This window comes from Vibrio sp. 10N.261.51.C6, assembly GCF_041471785.1.
Lineage (GTDB): Bacteria > Pseudomonadota > Gammaproteobacteria > Enterobacterales > Vibrionaceae > Vibrio > Vibrio crassostreae_C.
Genome location: NZ_JBFRPB010000010.1, coordinates 12,600 through 26,900 on the forward strand (window position 1 = coordinate 12,600; position 14,301 = coordinate 26,900).

12 protein-coding genes and 2 pseudogenes are annotated in these 14,301 nt (G+C 45.1%); 7 read left to right on the plus strand and 7 right to left on the minus strand.

The window, feature by feature from the left end; all coding sequences use genetic code 11:
* Positions 1-186 precede the first annotated feature (186 nt).
* The 4 genes from AB4375_RS02295 (at position 187) to AB4375_RS02310 (ending at position 5,202) form a co-directional block, all read left to right on the plus strand.
* Positions 187-1,491 (plus strand): MFS transporter, encoded by a 1,305-nt coding sequence (locus AB4375_RS02295; protein WP_372050951.1) that lies wholly within the window; start codon positions 187-189, stop codon positions 1,489-1,491.
* A gap of 125 nt (positions 1,492-1,616) precedes the next feature.
* Positions 1,617-2,633, plus strand: a complete 1,017-nt coding sequence (locus AB4375_RS02300; RefSeq protein WP_017065254.1) for a nuclear transport factor 2 family protein — start codon at positions 1,617-1,619, stop codon at positions 2,631-2,633.
* Positions 2,634-2,881: 248 nt separating this feature from the next.
* Positions 2,882-3,967: a porin gene (locus AB4375_RS02305; RefSeq protein WP_017065839.1), complete on the plus strand. Its 1,086-nt coding sequence runs from the start codon at positions 2,882-2,884 to the stop codon at positions 3,965-3,967.
* 197 nt (positions 3,968-4,164) lie between these two features.
* Positions 4,165-5,202: a LacI family DNA-binding transcriptional regulator gene (locus tag AB4375_RS02310; RefSeq protein WP_017065252.1), complete on the plus strand. Its 1,038-nt coding sequence runs from the start codon at positions 4,165-4,167 to the stop codon at positions 5,200-5,202.
* A 56-nt stretch (positions 5,203-5,258) separates the two neighbouring features.
* On the opposite strand, the pseudogene AB4375_RS02315 reads toward AB4375_RS02310, so the two are convergent.
* A pseudogene (locus AB4375_RS02315) lies at positions 5,259-6,071 on the minus strand (sulfatase-like hydrolase/transferase); the annotation flags it as partial.
* Here AB4375_RS02315 and AB4375_RS02320 point away from each other — a divergent pair.
* Positions 6,064-6,315, plus strand: a pseudogene (locus AB4375_RS02320) (DUF481 domain-containing protein); the annotation flags it as partial. The pseudogenes AB4375_RS02315 and AB4375_RS02320 overlap by 8 nt on opposite strands.
* 111 nt (positions 6,316-6,426) lie before the next feature.
* Here the strand turns inward: AB4375_RS02320 and AB4375_RS02325 are convergent.
* The 5 genes from AB4375_RS02325 to AB4375_RS02345 all read right to left on the minus strand — a co-directional run bounded on the left by AB4375_RS02325 (position 6,427) and on the right by AB4375_RS02345 (position 10,533).
* Positions 6,427-6,846: a globin gene (locus tag AB4375_RS02325; protein WP_017065249.1), complete on the minus strand. Its 420-nt coding sequence runs from the start codon at positions 6,844-6,846 to the stop codon at positions 6,427-6,429.
* 136 nt (positions 6,847-6,982) lie between these two features.
* Positions 6,983-7,363: a VOC family protein gene (locus AB4375_RS02330; protein WP_017062185.1), complete on the minus strand. Its 381-nt coding sequence runs from the start codon at positions 7,361-7,363 to the stop codon at positions 6,983-6,985.
* Between the two features lie 146 nt (positions 7,364-7,509).
* Positions 7,510-7,959, minus strand: a complete 450-nt coding sequence (soxR, locus tag AB4375_RS02335) for a redox-sensitive transcriptional activator SoxR (RefSeq protein ID WP_017062186.1) — start codon at positions 7,957-7,959, stop codon at positions 7,510-7,512.
* 164 nt (positions 7,960-8,123) lie between these two features.
* On the minus strand, positions 8,124-8,645 hold the full coding sequence (locus tag AB4375_RS02340; protein WP_017069634.1) for an NADPH-dependent FMN reductase: 522 nt from the start codon (positions 8,643-8,645) through the stop codon (positions 8,124-8,126).
* A gap of 325 nt (positions 8,646-8,970) precedes the next feature.
* Positions 8,971-10,533 carry a glutamate synthase-related protein gene (locus AB4375_RS02345; RefSeq protein WP_372050954.1) on the minus strand — a complete coding sequence of 521 codons (1,563 nt, stop codon included), beginning with the start codon at positions 10,531-10,533 and terminating at the stop codon, positions 8,971-8,973.
* 435 nt (positions 10,534-10,968) lie between these two features.
* On the opposite strand from AB4375_RS02345, the gene AB4375_RS02350 reads away from it, so the two are divergent.
* Together AB4375_RS02350 and AB4375_RS02355 are read left to right on the plus strand one after the other, a co-directional pair.
* On the plus strand, positions 10,969-12,630 hold the full coding sequence (locus AB4375_RS02350) for an amidohydrolase family protein (RefSeq protein ID WP_017069636.1): 1,662 nt from the start codon (positions 10,969-10,971) through the stop codon (positions 12,628-12,630).
* 17 nt (positions 12,631-12,647) lie between these two features.
* On the plus strand, positions 12,648-13,034 hold the full coding sequence (locus AB4375_RS02355; protein WP_372050955.1) for a hypothetical protein: 387 nt from the start codon (positions 12,648-12,650) through the stop codon (positions 13,032-13,034).
* A 59-nt stretch (positions 13,035-13,093) separates the two neighbouring features.
* Here AB4375_RS02355 and AB4375_RS02360 read toward each other — a convergent pair whose 3' ends face one another.
* Positions 13,094-14,002: a LysR family transcriptional regulator gene (locus AB4375_RS02360; protein WP_017039121.1), complete on the minus strand. Its 909-nt coding sequence runs from the start codon at positions 14,000-14,002 to the stop codon at positions 13,094-13,096.
* Positions 14,003-14,301 lie beyond the last annotated feature (299 nt).

Here is a 14,301-nt window from a genome sequence, read left to right on the forward strand (position 1 = left end):
GATCAAGATCACTAAAATGCACAAAATGGGTGCGCACTCATTTTAAAATTGACTTTGATCACGGATCTAATAACCACAAAAATTCTATTATCTCTCCCGAAATGAAGACGGTGTGATGAAGCTAAATAATCAACACACAATAATTAAAACCAAAACCACCCTATATAAAATAAAGGTTTATCGGTCATGACCATTAAAAAACACATGAGCGAAGTTCCTATGATTCAAAGGGTAGCCGCATATCTAGCCATTCTAGTAGGTTACTTTTTCTATTGTTACAACTTTGTTATTATTGACTACGTACGCCCATACATCGTGGAAGAGTATGCTGGTATCAGCCTCTCTGATACCGCTCAGTTTTACACTTGGCAATCAATTGGTGCTCTGATTGGTGCACTGAGCTGTGCATGGTTCGCAACTAAGTTCGGCAAGAAATCCACGCTAATAGCAATTACGGCTTTAAACGGTGGTGCAACCATCATCAACATGATGTTTACCGACTACGCGACATGGGCTGCAATGCGTTTCATCATTGGACTATCTTTAGGTGGTTACTTCACTGTAGCTGTATCTTTGATGATTGGCCTATTTACACCAACGGTTCGCGGTAAGTTGACTGCTTTTGCTTCTTCAATGTTCTCTGTTGCTTTAGTGGCAATGGGCGCTTACGCAGCCTTCATTACAAGTGTTGATGCACCTTGGCAGAGCCTAATGTGGGTAGGTGGTATTCCACCGCTTGTAGCAGCAGCGTTAATGATCTTTGTATTACCAAGCGACAAAACTGTGATCGCCTACGGTGAAGAAGATCAACAAGCAACAACCAATACAGCTGGGGAAGTAACCGAAGCTAAAAAAGGTTCTTGGGGTGAGATGTTAAGCAAGCCTTACCGCAAAATTACGATTACTTGTTTACTTCTTTCTGGTCTTAACTTCTACGGATTCCAATTCTTCGGTGGCTTTGTAACTACCTACCTGAAAGATGTTCGTATGTTTGATGGTGCAACCATCGGTTTGATCTTCTCTATCTCAGCATTTGGTTCACTCTTCGGTGCTTGGTTCTGGGGATGGGCAGCAGATAAGTACGGTCGTAAGATCAACGCGTTCGGCTTTATCCTCGCAGGTATCATGGTTTCTATCTTCTTTGTCGCACCTGGCGACATGATGATTGGCGGCCTAAACATGCTGGCTCTTCTAGGTCTTATCTACAACTTCGGCCTGTCTGCTTCTGCAGTATGGGGCGGTTACTTCTCTGAATTGTTCCCTGCACGCTTGCGTAGCTATGGTGCAGCTTTATTCCATGGCGGTCGTATTATCGGCATGTGGGCACCAATGGTTCTTATCTTCATCCAAGAGCGTACCGACCTACAAACAGCAATGTGGGGCTCACCAATCGTATGGATTATCGCCGGCCTACTATGGCTAACACTGCCTGAAACTCTAAAAGGTGGCGTCTTCGATAAGAGCAAAAAAGCTGAAGCAGCAAAAGCTTAATTCGACACTCATACGCTGAAGTTCAAATACGAAAAGTTTAAAGCCGGCTGATAAATCAGCCGGTAACAAAACCCAAATCGAGTCCTGTTCCGAATGTTGACTCGACAACACAAAGAGAAATTATTATGTCTAAATATCAAGAAGCGAAACGCATTGTTCGTGAATACTTCGATGCAATGGAAAACGCAACTCACGAGAACGTTGCTGAAGTTTTAAAAGCACACACTTCTGAAGATTACTTGTGGCGCGGTGTTTACCCATTCCGTGAGCAAGAAGGCGCACAAGCAGCAGCTGACGTATTCTGGGCACCAATGATGAAGTCAATGACTCGCATGCAGCGTCGTCAAGACATCTTCATCGGTGGTAACAACGAAGTTAACCCAGATGAGATTTGGGTAATGAGCATGGGTCACTTCATGGGTCTATTCGACGCTGAATACCTAGGTATGCGCCCAACTGGCAAGATCATGAACGTTCGCTACGCAGAATTTAACTGTGTTGTTGATGGCAAAATCACTAAGACAGGCCTGTTTCTAGACCTACTAGGCATGATGGATCAAGCGGGTTGCTACCCACTTCCACCATCAACTGGTAAGCACTTCGTATACCCTGGCCCACGTAACCACGACGGTCTGCTATTCGAAGACGCGGCTCCAGAAGAAGGTGTTGCGACACTTGCTCTAGTAAACAAAATGGTTGATGACCTGTCTGCTCTTAACGACAGCGGCGCGATGGGTTGCCCACCAGAAGTACTAGCGAAGAGCTGGTCAAAAGACATGATTTGGTACGGCCCATGTGGTATCGGCGCGTCTTACACAATTCCTCGCTACCAACAACAGCACCAACTTCCTTTCCGTAACAACCTGAAAGACAAGAAGTTCAACGGCCACGTTTGTCGTTTCGCTGAAGGTAACTTCTCTTGTTTCTTCGGTTGGCCAAACCTATCAAACACACCAACAGGTGGCTTCCTAGGTATGACTGGCGGTGAAGTACGTGCAAACATGCAAGTAGTTGACGTTTACTACCGTGACGGTGACAAACTGTCTGAGAACTGGGTTCTTATCGACCTTCCTTACTGGCTACAACAGCAAGGTCTAGATGTGTTCGAACGCACTTCAAGCATCATGAACCCAACGCTGTAATCGATACGCTTTAATCCAAAAGATTGAAACGAAATAGTGGCAACCTAAATAGACATCTGATTTAGGTTGCCACGCTTACTGGGGGACCCTTCTTGCTCCTAGTAAGTGCTCCAACCAATTCATTATTGCTCCACTAATAACTGAATCTACTAGTGCCTCATGGATGGGGTACACCCTGCCAAACCATTACCAATATAACGGGCTTGAAAGCACGGTGGCTTTCTACAGCCTGAATAAAGAGAATTACAATGAAAAAGTCGATTCTTTCAGCAGTGATCCTGACAGCACTTACCTCGGGTTCTGCTTTTGCTGCACACACTTTTACCAATGACGCGGGCGATAGCCTTACTTTAGACGGTCGTTTCGACGTTCGTTACCAAGATAAGGGCGGCGACCACAACGGTGAGTGGAACAGCGGTAGCTCTCGTTTCGGCCTTAAAGGTCAAATGGGACTCGATAACGGCTGGACTGGCTTTGGCCATGCTGAATGGGGTTACAACTCAGGTGCTAACGGCGACAATATTTACGACCGACTTCTATACGCAGGCGTAGAGCACGACAAATACGGCAAGATCGCAGCAGGTACTAAGCAGTGGTCTACTTTTTATGACGTCGCATGGTACACCGACTTAGGTCGTGTCTTCGGTACTCGCGGCTCAGGTGTTTACAACCTTTCTGACTGGGGTATTGCATCTGGTACAGGTCGAGCAGAAAACTCCATTACTTACCGTAACTCAATCAACGACCAAGTAAGCTACGGCTTCACTTACCAAACGACACGTGAAGAAGTGGCACTAGCGAGTAATGCGACGGCTTCATTGAAAAACGGAATGGGTGCGTCAATCACTTACAAACCGGTTGATGGCGTAACACTAGGTGCAGCTTACCACCAAAATGAAATTGCAGACCTAGACTCAGGTGTGGTTGGCGTAGAAAATGGCGACAACATGCGCATCATGCTATTGGGTGCGAACTACAGCAACGGCGGCTTCTACGCAGGTGCCACTTTCCATGTTGGCGAAAACTGGGAAGCTGTAAGCCAAGGCGGTACGGATGTAATGTTCGATACCCTAGGTGGTGAAATCTACACTTACTACCACTTCGACAATGGCCTACGCCCTACGTTGAACTACAACTACATGGAAGATCGTGATGACCAAACAGATGGCTATGAGCGTAACCTGCTTATTCCTGGTGTTGAATACCACTTCCAGAAGAACAAATTCCTAGTTTGGACTGAGTACCAATTCGACCTAGGTAAAGATCAGCTCGTTGGCAATAAATTCGAAAACAGAGATGACCAATTCGCTGCAGGTATTCGTTACTACTTCTAACGCCCAGTTAGTCGATTCATAAATTCTTTAAACAAAGCTCTGCTCTTACGCAGAGCTTTTTTGGGTCATACCCAGAATAATATTCAACACTCTCTATTAACCCTTATTTTTCATCCAATCATGGCATATTGTATTTTTGAGTACGTACCTAATTATGTTACTCTATGCACAATCAATTTGGTTCAAAAGTATGGTCTATGAGCTCTCCAAAACACTCCACGGCGTCAAAGCCAACCGTCACCTCTAAAGATGTCGCTAAACTTGCTGGCGTTTCTCAATCAACTGTATCTCGTGTATTTGTCCCGGGCAGTTCAGTGTCTGAAAAGACCAAGCAAAAAGTGTTCGATGCAGCAAAATCGTTGAACTATCGTCCCAATGCCTTTGCCCGCAGTCTGACGACAAATGAGTCCAAATTGATTGGCTTAGTTTTCCCAGATGCCGACTACCCTATCCACATGAAAACTCTGCAGCTTATCTCTACTGAGCTACAAAAACAGGGTTACTCTGCGGTATTGATTCCTTGGCAAGTGGATGGAAACGACAACCACTCGATTCCTAATATCTTCCAATACCGAGTTGATGGCGTAATTGCTGCTTCGGCGACCTTTAATAAGTCGCTTTATGAAGAGTGTGAAGAGTTCAACATCCCCATTGTTCAGTATGCTCGTGTAGTTGAGGGGACTAAGAGTAGCCATGTAATAAGTGACAACTACGCCGCTGGCCAAGTCGCCGCTCAGCATTTACATAGCGTAGGAACAAAGTCAGCGGTTTACCTGACAGGTAACGTGCCAACCTACACCAACGGCGAGCGTGAATCGGGCTTTTGCTCAGAATTCGAAGATCTAACAGGCAAGCAAGCTCGTGTTATTGAAGCTGACTATGACTACCTTGATGCTCTAGATACCATTCGGACTCTGTTTTCAGAACCCACACATCCTCAAGCGATTTTCTGTGCGACAGATAACCTCGCGATGGCAGTAATGGATGTGGCGCGCTTAGAATTTAACCTGCGTATTCCAGAAGATCTTCAAGTGATTGGTTTTGACGATATCCCACAGACTCAATGGTTGAACTACCAACTCACTACCTTCAAGCAAGATTTCAGACGCCTTGCACGTGAATCAGTGAAAATTGTCGTTAGCCAGATTCAAGAGCAAGACACAAGCTTGGTTAAGCTGATGGTGCCAGTGAAGTTCATTGAACGAAACACGACGCTAAAACAGAACCAACGTTAAGACGCTTTCAAACAAAAATCCCGCTCAGTGTGAGCGGGATTTTTTATGATATTTAACTAGTTACCTACACCACCGGTCTTCTCTGCCGGAGAGTCAGGCGTCACTGGAGGCCACTCTTGGAAGGTTGCTAGATGTTGTTGGACAGCCGCTTGTGCCGGGCCAAATGCCCACATTTTTTGTCCCATCCATTTTAGGTACATGCCCGACTCTTCCGCCGCTCGCTCGTAAGGATCACGACGCAGGTTGAACAGCAATGGCGCGTTAAGTTCTTCTTTCGGGCCACTCCAACCGTGATTCTGAACCACGAAATGCGCCTTCCAATCACCAACACGAACCGCTTGCAGCTTGTCTCGTTCGTAGTAGTAGATCTCTTTACGGTTTGACTCGCCTTTCTCAGTCAGCATATCCACTTGGTTGTAACCATCAAGGTGCGCTTTAAAGCCATCGTGACCTTTCAGCAGTTTTTCTTTTAGATCCGTTGGACCACCAGCCGCAGCGACCAGAGTGGGTAACCAGTCCATACCATCAAAGATGCCATTGCCTACAGTACCCGCAGGGATTTTACCCGGCCAGCTAACCAATGCAGGGGCTCTTACGCCACCTTCCCAAGTTGTGCCTTTCTCACCGTGGTATGGTGTCATACCGCCATCTGGCCAAGTCATGATCTCTGGGCCGTTATCGGCAGTGAAAATGATGATGGTGTTGTCAGCAATACCGAGTTCTTCCATCTTCGCCATCATCTCACCGACGTGATCATCAAGATCTTTCATGACCACTTCTTGGAGTCCCCAACCGTTTTGACCGAGCATCGCTTCGTATTCAGGTGACAGGTGCGTCCAAACGTGACCGCGTGATGGACAGTACCAAGTAGGTGTGAGATGGATTACGCAGATCAATAAGGATTGGAAGTTTCACGCAACCATTGATGCAGGGCTTGGTAGTGACACCAACTTTACCTCATCTCTCTTAACTGGCGTGCGATACCAGATAAACAGTTGGTCTGACTTAAATGTTGCCTACAAATCAACTTGGGTTGATTACGAGAACAAGGGCACCTTTGAATACGATACCGCATCGCAAGGGTTCCTGATTGGTTGGGCTGCTCTTTTCTAGTCAAACAATAAGAGGTAAGCCTGATATCGTTAGGCTTACCTGACAATGTCAATCTTTCAAGAGTTAATGCCGGTTTTAACTAACGAACAAGCAAAACTACCCATCAACGACCTAGTTATTCACAGTGTTTGGAACTACGCACTCTTTCTTCATGATAGTTAAGCCGGCCTCGAGAGTTTCTGTCCAAGCTTGTTCGACGCTTTCATCGTAGTGAGGGTCATATTTTTTAACTGTATTGAGTAACGAATTGAACCACTCGTTGAGTTCTTGCTCAGAGATATCCATTCCTAAATCTTTATGTCGCTTCCCAAGCTTTTTTACCGAGTTTCGTACGCTCGGCAGACCCGCAGAGTTATAGATAAGAATGATCGAGGCTTTAAGCATCTTGGTTTGTTGCTCTAACCCTATATTTTCAAAACGTTCTGAAAATCTTGGATTATGCTCGCAAAAATCCGCCAAAAACGTTTCGAGAAATTCTTGGTCAATCCGGCAGCGCTCAAAACTTTCATAAAACAGTTCGTTCGGTTTCATCTAGCCAGTCCTTTGCAAAATTTTGAGTTATCGGGAAGCTAACAAGTCCAGAGCCGCAACTTAGCCAACTCCGAACCATCAATATGATCTAAGTATACGCCACTGTGGCATAAAATGAACGATGGCATAACGTAAACTACGGCATAAAGTGCGTTGCACAAATCTTGTTTCCATCAGGATCTCGCAAATAAGCCATGTACAAGCGACGCTCGTCAGAACCTCTCGCTCCGGGGCCATTTTCAATGCTGGTACCGCCATTTTCGACGCCAACTCGATGCCACTCATCTACAACTTCAGGAGAAGACGCAAGAAAACCCACCGTCATACCGTTGCCGTGAGTCGCAGGCTGACCATCAATCGGCTTCGTTAAGCCCAACACACCCGTTTGGCTAACGTAAACACAGCGCCCTTTGGGATCAACAGAGCCTTCGCTATAACCAAGCACTTTCATGATTGGGTCATAAAAAGCCTTCGCGCGTTCAATATCATCGGTACCGAGAAAAACATGGCTGAACATAACTAACCTCTTCTTTTATTGAAAGAACCATCTAAACTAGACCTATAATTCGTGTTTGTCTAGGCACGCTATTCGGTCACAACTGTTGCTTAACCCATTGAGCAAACACCTGAAACTTAGTTCGCTGTTCCATGCCTTTCGGGAACTCAGTTAGTCTGTTCAACAATTCGTTGTGCGCCCTGCCCTTGGTCATGCAAGATATCATCAGGATTTAGCAAGTTGCACTTTTGCATACTCAAGCATCCGCAACCGATACAGCCGGTTAAGTTCTCTTGTAGCGATTTAATCTGCGCCATTTTACTGTCGAGTTGCCCCTGCCACTTCTTAGCAACGCGCTCCCAATCTCGCTTAGTCGCGGTATGGTTCATCGGCAGTGTCGATAACTCTTCGGTGATCTCTTCCAGCGTGAAGCCAATCGACTGTGCGACTTGTATCAAAGCAATTCTTCTCAACATCGCCGACTGATAACGGCGCTGATTTCCGTTAGTACGAATTGAAGCAATCAACCCCTTGGTTTCGTAAAAGCGTAAGGCCGAAGGAGCCACGCCACTGCGCTCAGCCAACTGGCCTATGGTGAGGTATACGATGTTTCTCATTACGACACTATCCTTGAGATCATAAATATTTAAAGCTTACTTTAACTTTAGAGTAGCGACCTATTGTTACCTTAACCAATTAATGTCCTTAAACTTTGACAACGGGCGCAATGAAAAGCAATCGTGAACATGGCTGCTTTGTTTTATTGTGGTGTTCTCGCTCTCTAAATCTGACTCATGATCGATTTCAGGCTCTCGGCCATTTCGGCATTGATGATCTCACCCGTTTCTACATTAAAGTTGTCGTAGAAACTTGGCACCGACATCGACCCCTTCACATCTGCATCAAAGTAAGGTGCCGAATTTACCGCAGACGACAACACAGAGTTTGCGCCGCCTGGGCCTGGTGATGTGGAGAGCATCACAACAGGTTTGCCTTGGTACACTTTCATGTCGATTCGTGATGTCCAATCAAACAAATTCTTAAAGGCTGCGGTGTATGAGCCGTTATACTCTGCAAAAGAGATGACCACAGCATCTGCTTCGCCAATCTTGCTAAAAAAGCGTTGAGCGTGTTGATGAACACCTGAATCTTGCTCTCTTTTCTCGCTGTAAATTGGCATCTCGAAATCATTAAGGTCGAGCACCTCGACTTGCGCGCCTTCGACTAAACCTGCGGTGTACGCTGCAAGTTGTTGATTAATTGATGTTGTACTGTTGGTCGCGCCAATCGCTAATACTTTCATTGTTGATCCTTGTTCATTTTTCTCACCTTTTTGCACTCATGACTTCAATTACGGAGCTCAAAATTCATAACTGAAGATTCGTAACGTCTGTTTGATAACATCAAAACCTGCACTAGGCGACAAGGTGATAGATTGTGTTTTTAGATTGGGGATGATGATAAAACCTCAAGTTAACTTGAGGTAAAGCGATATTTTCAAAATATAGGAAATAGTTTAAAAACACTTATAAAGCAGTTGATTATGAAAGGTTTAACATAGGTTGGCATTACACAGGAAAAAGTCAGCACACCCAAAATACATTGAGTGTGCTTTATCGAAGTATTATTTACTTAAAGTGATTTAATGGACAGACACCAGAGTAAGCGACACCGGATAGCTCGGCCATTTCGCGATTCCATGTTGCCAAATCATGAGGGTTAAATTGATTCAAATGATCATGCCCACATGCCCTCGCCATCACTTGCATTAATTCTGTCGAGGCTTCAAAGAAGTTCTTAAGCTGGTTCGATGCTTTCTCGACATTCAAACGCTGACGTAAATCGGCTTTTTGAGTTGCAATACCAGCAGGGCAATTATTGGTGTTACACATTCTCGCCGCCACACAACCTATCGACTGCATGGCACTGTTTGAGATAGCGACACCATCAGCACCAAGCGCCATCGCTTTTACGAAATCCATCGGCACGCGCAAGCCGCCCGTGATGATCAATGTGACTCTGTCACTGACCCCTTGTTTATCGAGATACGCTCTAGCGCGAGCGAGTGCTGGAATAGTGGGAACACTGATATGGTCACGGAACATTTCTGGCGCCGCCCCTGTACCGCCACCACGCCCATCTAAGATGATGTAATCGGCACTGGCATCAAGCGCGAACTGAATGTCTTCTTCGATGTGATTGGCACTTAACTTAAAGCCAATCGGGATACCGCCTGTCACCTCTCGAACACGGTCGGCGAACTTTTTAAAATCCTCGACCGTGTTAAGGTCGACAAAGGTGGGTGGAGAAATCGCTGCCGTGCCCGCTTCAATGCCACGCACCTCCGCGATCTTGCCTATGTTCTTCGCGCCCGGTAAGTGCCCGCCCGTTCCGGTTTTGGCACCCTGCCCGCCTTTAAAGTGGAAGGCTTGAACGTTTTTGAGCTTAGCTTCATCGTAACCAAACTGAGCACTGGCTAATTCATAAAAGTAGCGAGAGTTCGCCGCTTGCTCTTCGGGTAACATACCGCCCTCACCGGAGCAGATACCCGTCCCTGCGAGTTCGGCACCTTTCGCCAATGAGACTTTTGCTTCTTCAGATAGCGAGCCAAAACTCATATCAGACACAAACAAAGAGATGTCCAATTTGAGTGGCTTCTTCGCTTTGGGGCCAATAATCAGTTCAGTTCCAACGGGCATATTCTCCAGCAAAGGCTTGGTGGCCATTTGCGCGACCATCACTTGAATATCGTCCCAGTGAGGCAATAGATGTCTTGGAACGCCCATGGAGGTCATTGGCCCATGATGTCCAACCTTGGATAAACCATCACGCGCCAGTTGATGAATAAACTCGACGGTAGGTTCTTCTTTGGTTGCGCTCGCAGCTGGCGACAAATCTGGCGCAGCCGCTTGAATGTGAACCTCCGGGCCTTCTTGCCCAACTTGTTCCGCTGTGAACTGTTTATGAGTGCCATCGCAGAAAGGAAGGTTGTTGGAATACTTACAGCGACAAAGGTAGGCGTCTCCGCTCTCTTCGGCGACAAAGCTTTTCGGTTTGAACCCCGTACCGGCATGAGAACCGTCACAAAACGGTTGGTTTTTCGACTTCCCGCAGGTACAGAAGTAATACTCTTCTCCCTCTGTCAGCTCGATTTTGACGGGTTTGTTATCCGCGATTACTGGACTCTTCATAGTTCGTTCACCTTTTCTTTTTTATGATTTGATGACTGAAGCGATGACTTGCTCGCAAGAATAAAGTAAAGGTGAGATACGCGGCTAATTCAATAAACGGATGAAGTAAAGCGACTCCAGTCGAAAGCCTGAATCACCATCAAACCGATAGCCATCGTGCTGATATTCATATCTTGGTTTTATGCCTCAACAATATCTATTCTGTCTAAATAATGGAAAACCACTTTTAAAGACCAACACCAAGGCTCTCATCATTAACTCAAGTTTTAAGTTTGTAGGGTTAGATCAGACAAACTGAAATTTTGTTATATAAAAATTGAGCTAGAATTATCTCAGCTTCCAAAGGTAAGCCAGAAATACAAACGGCAGTACGACAATTAATTTCAGCTGAAATAGGTAAACACTTTAACCTTTCCAGCAACAAAGAGAGAAATCATGAAAAAATCATTCAAGAAAGGCCGCATAAGCGGACTTGTTAGTATCGCATTGTGCCTAGGTGCGTCAGGTGCTTTTGCCGCAGATTACGACCTAGTTATCGAGAATGGACGAGTGATGGACCCTGAAAGCATGCTGGATGCTGTATTAAACGTCGGGATCAAAGATGGTCAAATCATCAAAATCACGGCAGAAAAACTCGACGGTGATGAGACAATCGATGCAACAAATCAAGTGGTTGCCCCAGGTTTCATTGATACCCACTTTCACTCGCTAGATGGTTTATCTATCAAGCTTGCAGCCCTAGATGGTGTAACAACGGGTATGGATCTGGAAGTCGGTGCGATTCGCGTCGGTGAGTGGTATGAAGAAAAAGCGGGTAAATGGCCACTGAACTACGGTACTGGTGTCAGCCACGAAGGAGCTCGTCTTCAAATCCTAGATCCTGAAGTGAAAATTACAGGCCCACATGATGCAACTACGATTCTTGGCTCGCTTCGAACTGAAGCGGCTAAAGACGGTGTGAGTGGCTGGTCTGAGACCAAAGCTGATATCGAGCAGATGAACCAAATCCTTTCTGTTCTTGATCAAGGCTTTGCAGAAGGTGCATTGAACCTAGCTTCAACAACCGCTTATATGAAAGATGGTTTGACGGCATTTGAGATGTACGAGTCCATGAAAGTCGCAGCAAACTGGGACCGATTTGTATCATCACATACCCGTTTTCACGCTAACCCTTCAAATCCAGAAGCACAGCTGGGTTTTGACGAAATCTTTACCAATGCGATGCTTCTCGACTTACCATTTTTGATGCTCCACAACAACGACTTCGGTTGGTGGGAAGTAGAAGAAAAGCTAAAGCTTGCACGAGAGAAAGGCTTAGTGATGTGGTCTGAATACTATCCATATGATGCGGCATCCACTGCGATTGGTTCATCTTTCCTTGTACCGGAGTCTGTGGAAGGGATGTACAACGCGAAGTATGAAGAAATGATGTACGACCCAACACGCGATAAATTTCTGACCAAAGAAGAGTATCTGGTCATTGCCGCTGAAGAACCGGGTCACTTGGTGGTTCTGTTTAGCCCTGCACGTAAAGATTGGATGAAATACTGGCTACAAATTCCAAACATGACCGTTGCAGCAGATTCTATCTATTCAGGTTTAGGTACTGATTCTTGGGATGCCGATCCAACAGAATATCAAGGTCACCCTCGAACTGCGGGTACTCGAGGCAAAGTATTACGTATGGCACGTGAAGAAGGCGTACCATTGTTATTCACACTTGCTCAAACGTCTTACTGGGCAGCAAAGCATCTAGGTGATGCGGGTGTTGAATCAATGAAAGTTCGTGGTCGTATGCAAGAAGGCATGGTTGCGGATATCACCATTTTCGACCCAGAAAACGTAACCGATAATGCGACTTACAAAGCCAAAGAACAAGGCAATCCAACAACCGGTATTTCTTATGTCATCGTAAATGGTAAGCAAGTGGTTAAAGAAGCTGAGTTCCAAAAAGTATGGGCAGGCCAACCCATTCGTAACACACCATCGGATGAATCGCGATTTGAAGGATTGAGCAAAGAAAAGTTCTTGGAAAACCTAACAGTACCAACGATTTCTATCGATGACTCGGGTGCCTCTGGCAATCCGCAACTATAGAAAAAAGTGAGGTAATCATGATCAAAAAGGCTATATGTGCATTGCTACTCACGGGTTCGTTTTCAGGAACGACAAGTGCAACTAGCATCGATGATATGGGATTTGATGTGTCTAGTTTTAAACAAACAGGACAACAAATATCTGTCAAAGAACCGAAAGCGCCAACGTTAGTTCAGGAGAGTAAACTGGCCTCATATGTAAGCGAAGTCGGCGTAGATGTCGCCAATTTGTCTCAGGTGCAAGTTGATGATTTGATCGGAAGTTATGACCAATTGCCATCAGCGATATTTTGTGATGAACACCAAGAGTTCGAGATTCAGATATCAAGTACGAATATCTGGCAAAGAACGAAACTGATGAAGTTACGACAAGCGATTGGAGACGATCTACCTAACGCGCACTAATATGCCCTCATAACAGCCAGTGATTTTTACTGGCTGTTTTTTCATCTAATAAACCCAAGTTAGAAGTATTCATCATAAACGTGTTGGATGTATTCATTAGCAGCAGTAACGATAGATTCCCTTATCCCTTCAATATGTAAAGAATGTGGGCTCCATAAAGAAATGGGAACCTCTAAACCTTTTTTAATCTCAGTAGGCTTGAGCTCAACTAAATTCTGCTGCACAAATTCAGAGTAAATAACAGAGCGAGGAAGTAACGCCCAACCTAAGTCTAGCCGAACCAATTGGATCACAAGCGCAAGTTGGTCAACAAGCTCATAGTTAGCAGAAAGGGTGACTTTATCTGCCATCCCTTCATCGATTAATGATTTCAAGATTAACTGCTTAGATATTTTTAACTTAGAGAACAGTTCGTTTGGTGGCGTTTTACTCAGTTCACTGCCTTTACTTGCGAATGGGAGCAGCGTAAGGGTTTCTAGGTAAACCGCGTGAAAGCTATTCATCGCCCTACTCTCATGAGTATTCAAAAAACCGAAGTGCAGTGTCCCATCTTCAATCCCCTGCTCAATCTCCTTTTTATTCATGACCAGCATATTGACTCGACAACCTGGAAAGTCTTTTTGTAATTGCATTCTGATATCAGCCAAAATGAGCTGTGGCATAAAGCTTAGATAACCGATATTTATGGTTTCTGGTTCGCCTTGGGAGATGTTGAGCGCTATTTTATCAAAGGCTTTTAGCTGCTCAACGGCTTGCTTGGCATAGCGGTAAAGTAATTTACCTTCTTGTGTTGCTTCAACACTGCGACCTTTGCGCTCAAAGAGTGCGACATCAAGAATATCCTCTAAATTGACAACAACTTGCCCGATGGTACTACGGTGTTTATCTAGCTTAGCGGCAGCCTTGCTAAAAGATTTTTGCTCGTAAACCGTCACAAAGGTGGAGAGTTGCTCGAGGCTGAAATTCATAGATGACTCCAATATTCAAATAATGCTTTATTACTTTCAAATCAATCACTTTGACGTGATGAGTATAGACAGAACATGCATAGGTTACGACTTCCACCTCAAAAAAAACCAACAAGGTTCAAATAGTTTGTCTGATCACGTCAGACAATAGCAATTCTGAGTTTCCATTAAACGTTTATATCATTCCGGCTTATCTAAACAACCTATGTGAAATACCGATACGAATACAAAGAAGACTTTATCCAAAGCGGTGGATTTGGCATCAACAACCAAACCGCGATTGGTGGTACTGCTGCGGC

What these genes read in the sequence shown, in the direction of transcription:
- AB4375_RS02295 (WP_372050951.1), top strand. Translation starts at nt 187, where the DNA reads ATGACCATTAAAAAACACATGAGCGAAGTTCCTATGATTCAAAGGGTA.
- AB4375_RS02300 (WP_017065254.1), top strand. Translation starts at nt 1,617, where the DNA reads ATGTCTAAATATCAAGAAGCGAAACGCATTGTTCGTGAATACTTCGAT.
- AB4375_RS02305 (WP_017065839.1), top strand. Translation starts at nt 2,882, where the DNA reads ATGAAAAAGTCGATTCTTTCAGCAGTGATCCTGACAGCACTTACCTCG.
- AB4375_RS02310 (WP_017065252.1), top strand. Translation starts at nt 4,165, where the DNA reads ATGAGCTCTCCAAAACACTCCACGGCGTCAAAGCCAACCGTCACCTCT.
- AB4375_RS02325 (WP_017065249.1), bottom strand. Translation starts at nt 6,846, where the DNA reads ATGAAACCGAACGAACTGTTTTATGAAAGTTTTGAGCGCTGCCGGATT.
- AB4375_RS02330 (WP_017062185.1), bottom strand. Translation starts at nt 7,363, where the DNA reads ATGTTCAGCCATGTTTTTCTCGGTACCGATGATATTGAACGCGCGAAG.
- soxR (WP_017062186.1), bottom strand. Translation starts at nt 7,959, where the DNA reads ATGAGAAACATCGTATACCTCACCATAGGCCAGTTGGCTGAGCGCAGT.
- AB4375_RS02340 (WP_017069634.1), bottom strand. Translation starts at nt 8,645, where the DNA reads ATGAAAGTATTAGCGATTGGCGCGACCAACAGTACAACATCAATTAAT.
- AB4375_RS02345 (WP_372050954.1), bottom strand. Translation starts at nt 10,533, where the DNA reads ATGAAGAGTCCAGTAATCGCGGATAACAAACCCGTCAAAATCGAGCTG.
- AB4375_RS02350 (WP_017069636.1), top strand. Translation starts at nt 10,969, where the DNA reads ATGAAAAAATCATTCAAGAAAGGCCGCATAAGCGGACTTGTTAGTATC.
- AB4375_RS02355 (WP_372050955.1), top strand. Translation starts at nt 12,648, where the DNA reads ATGATCAAAAAGGCTATATGTGCATTGCTACTCACGGGTTCGTTTTCA.
- AB4375_RS02360 (WP_017039121.1), bottom strand. Translation starts at nt 14,002, where the DNA reads ATGAATTTCAGCCTCGAGCAACTCTCCACCTTTGTGACGGTTTACGAG.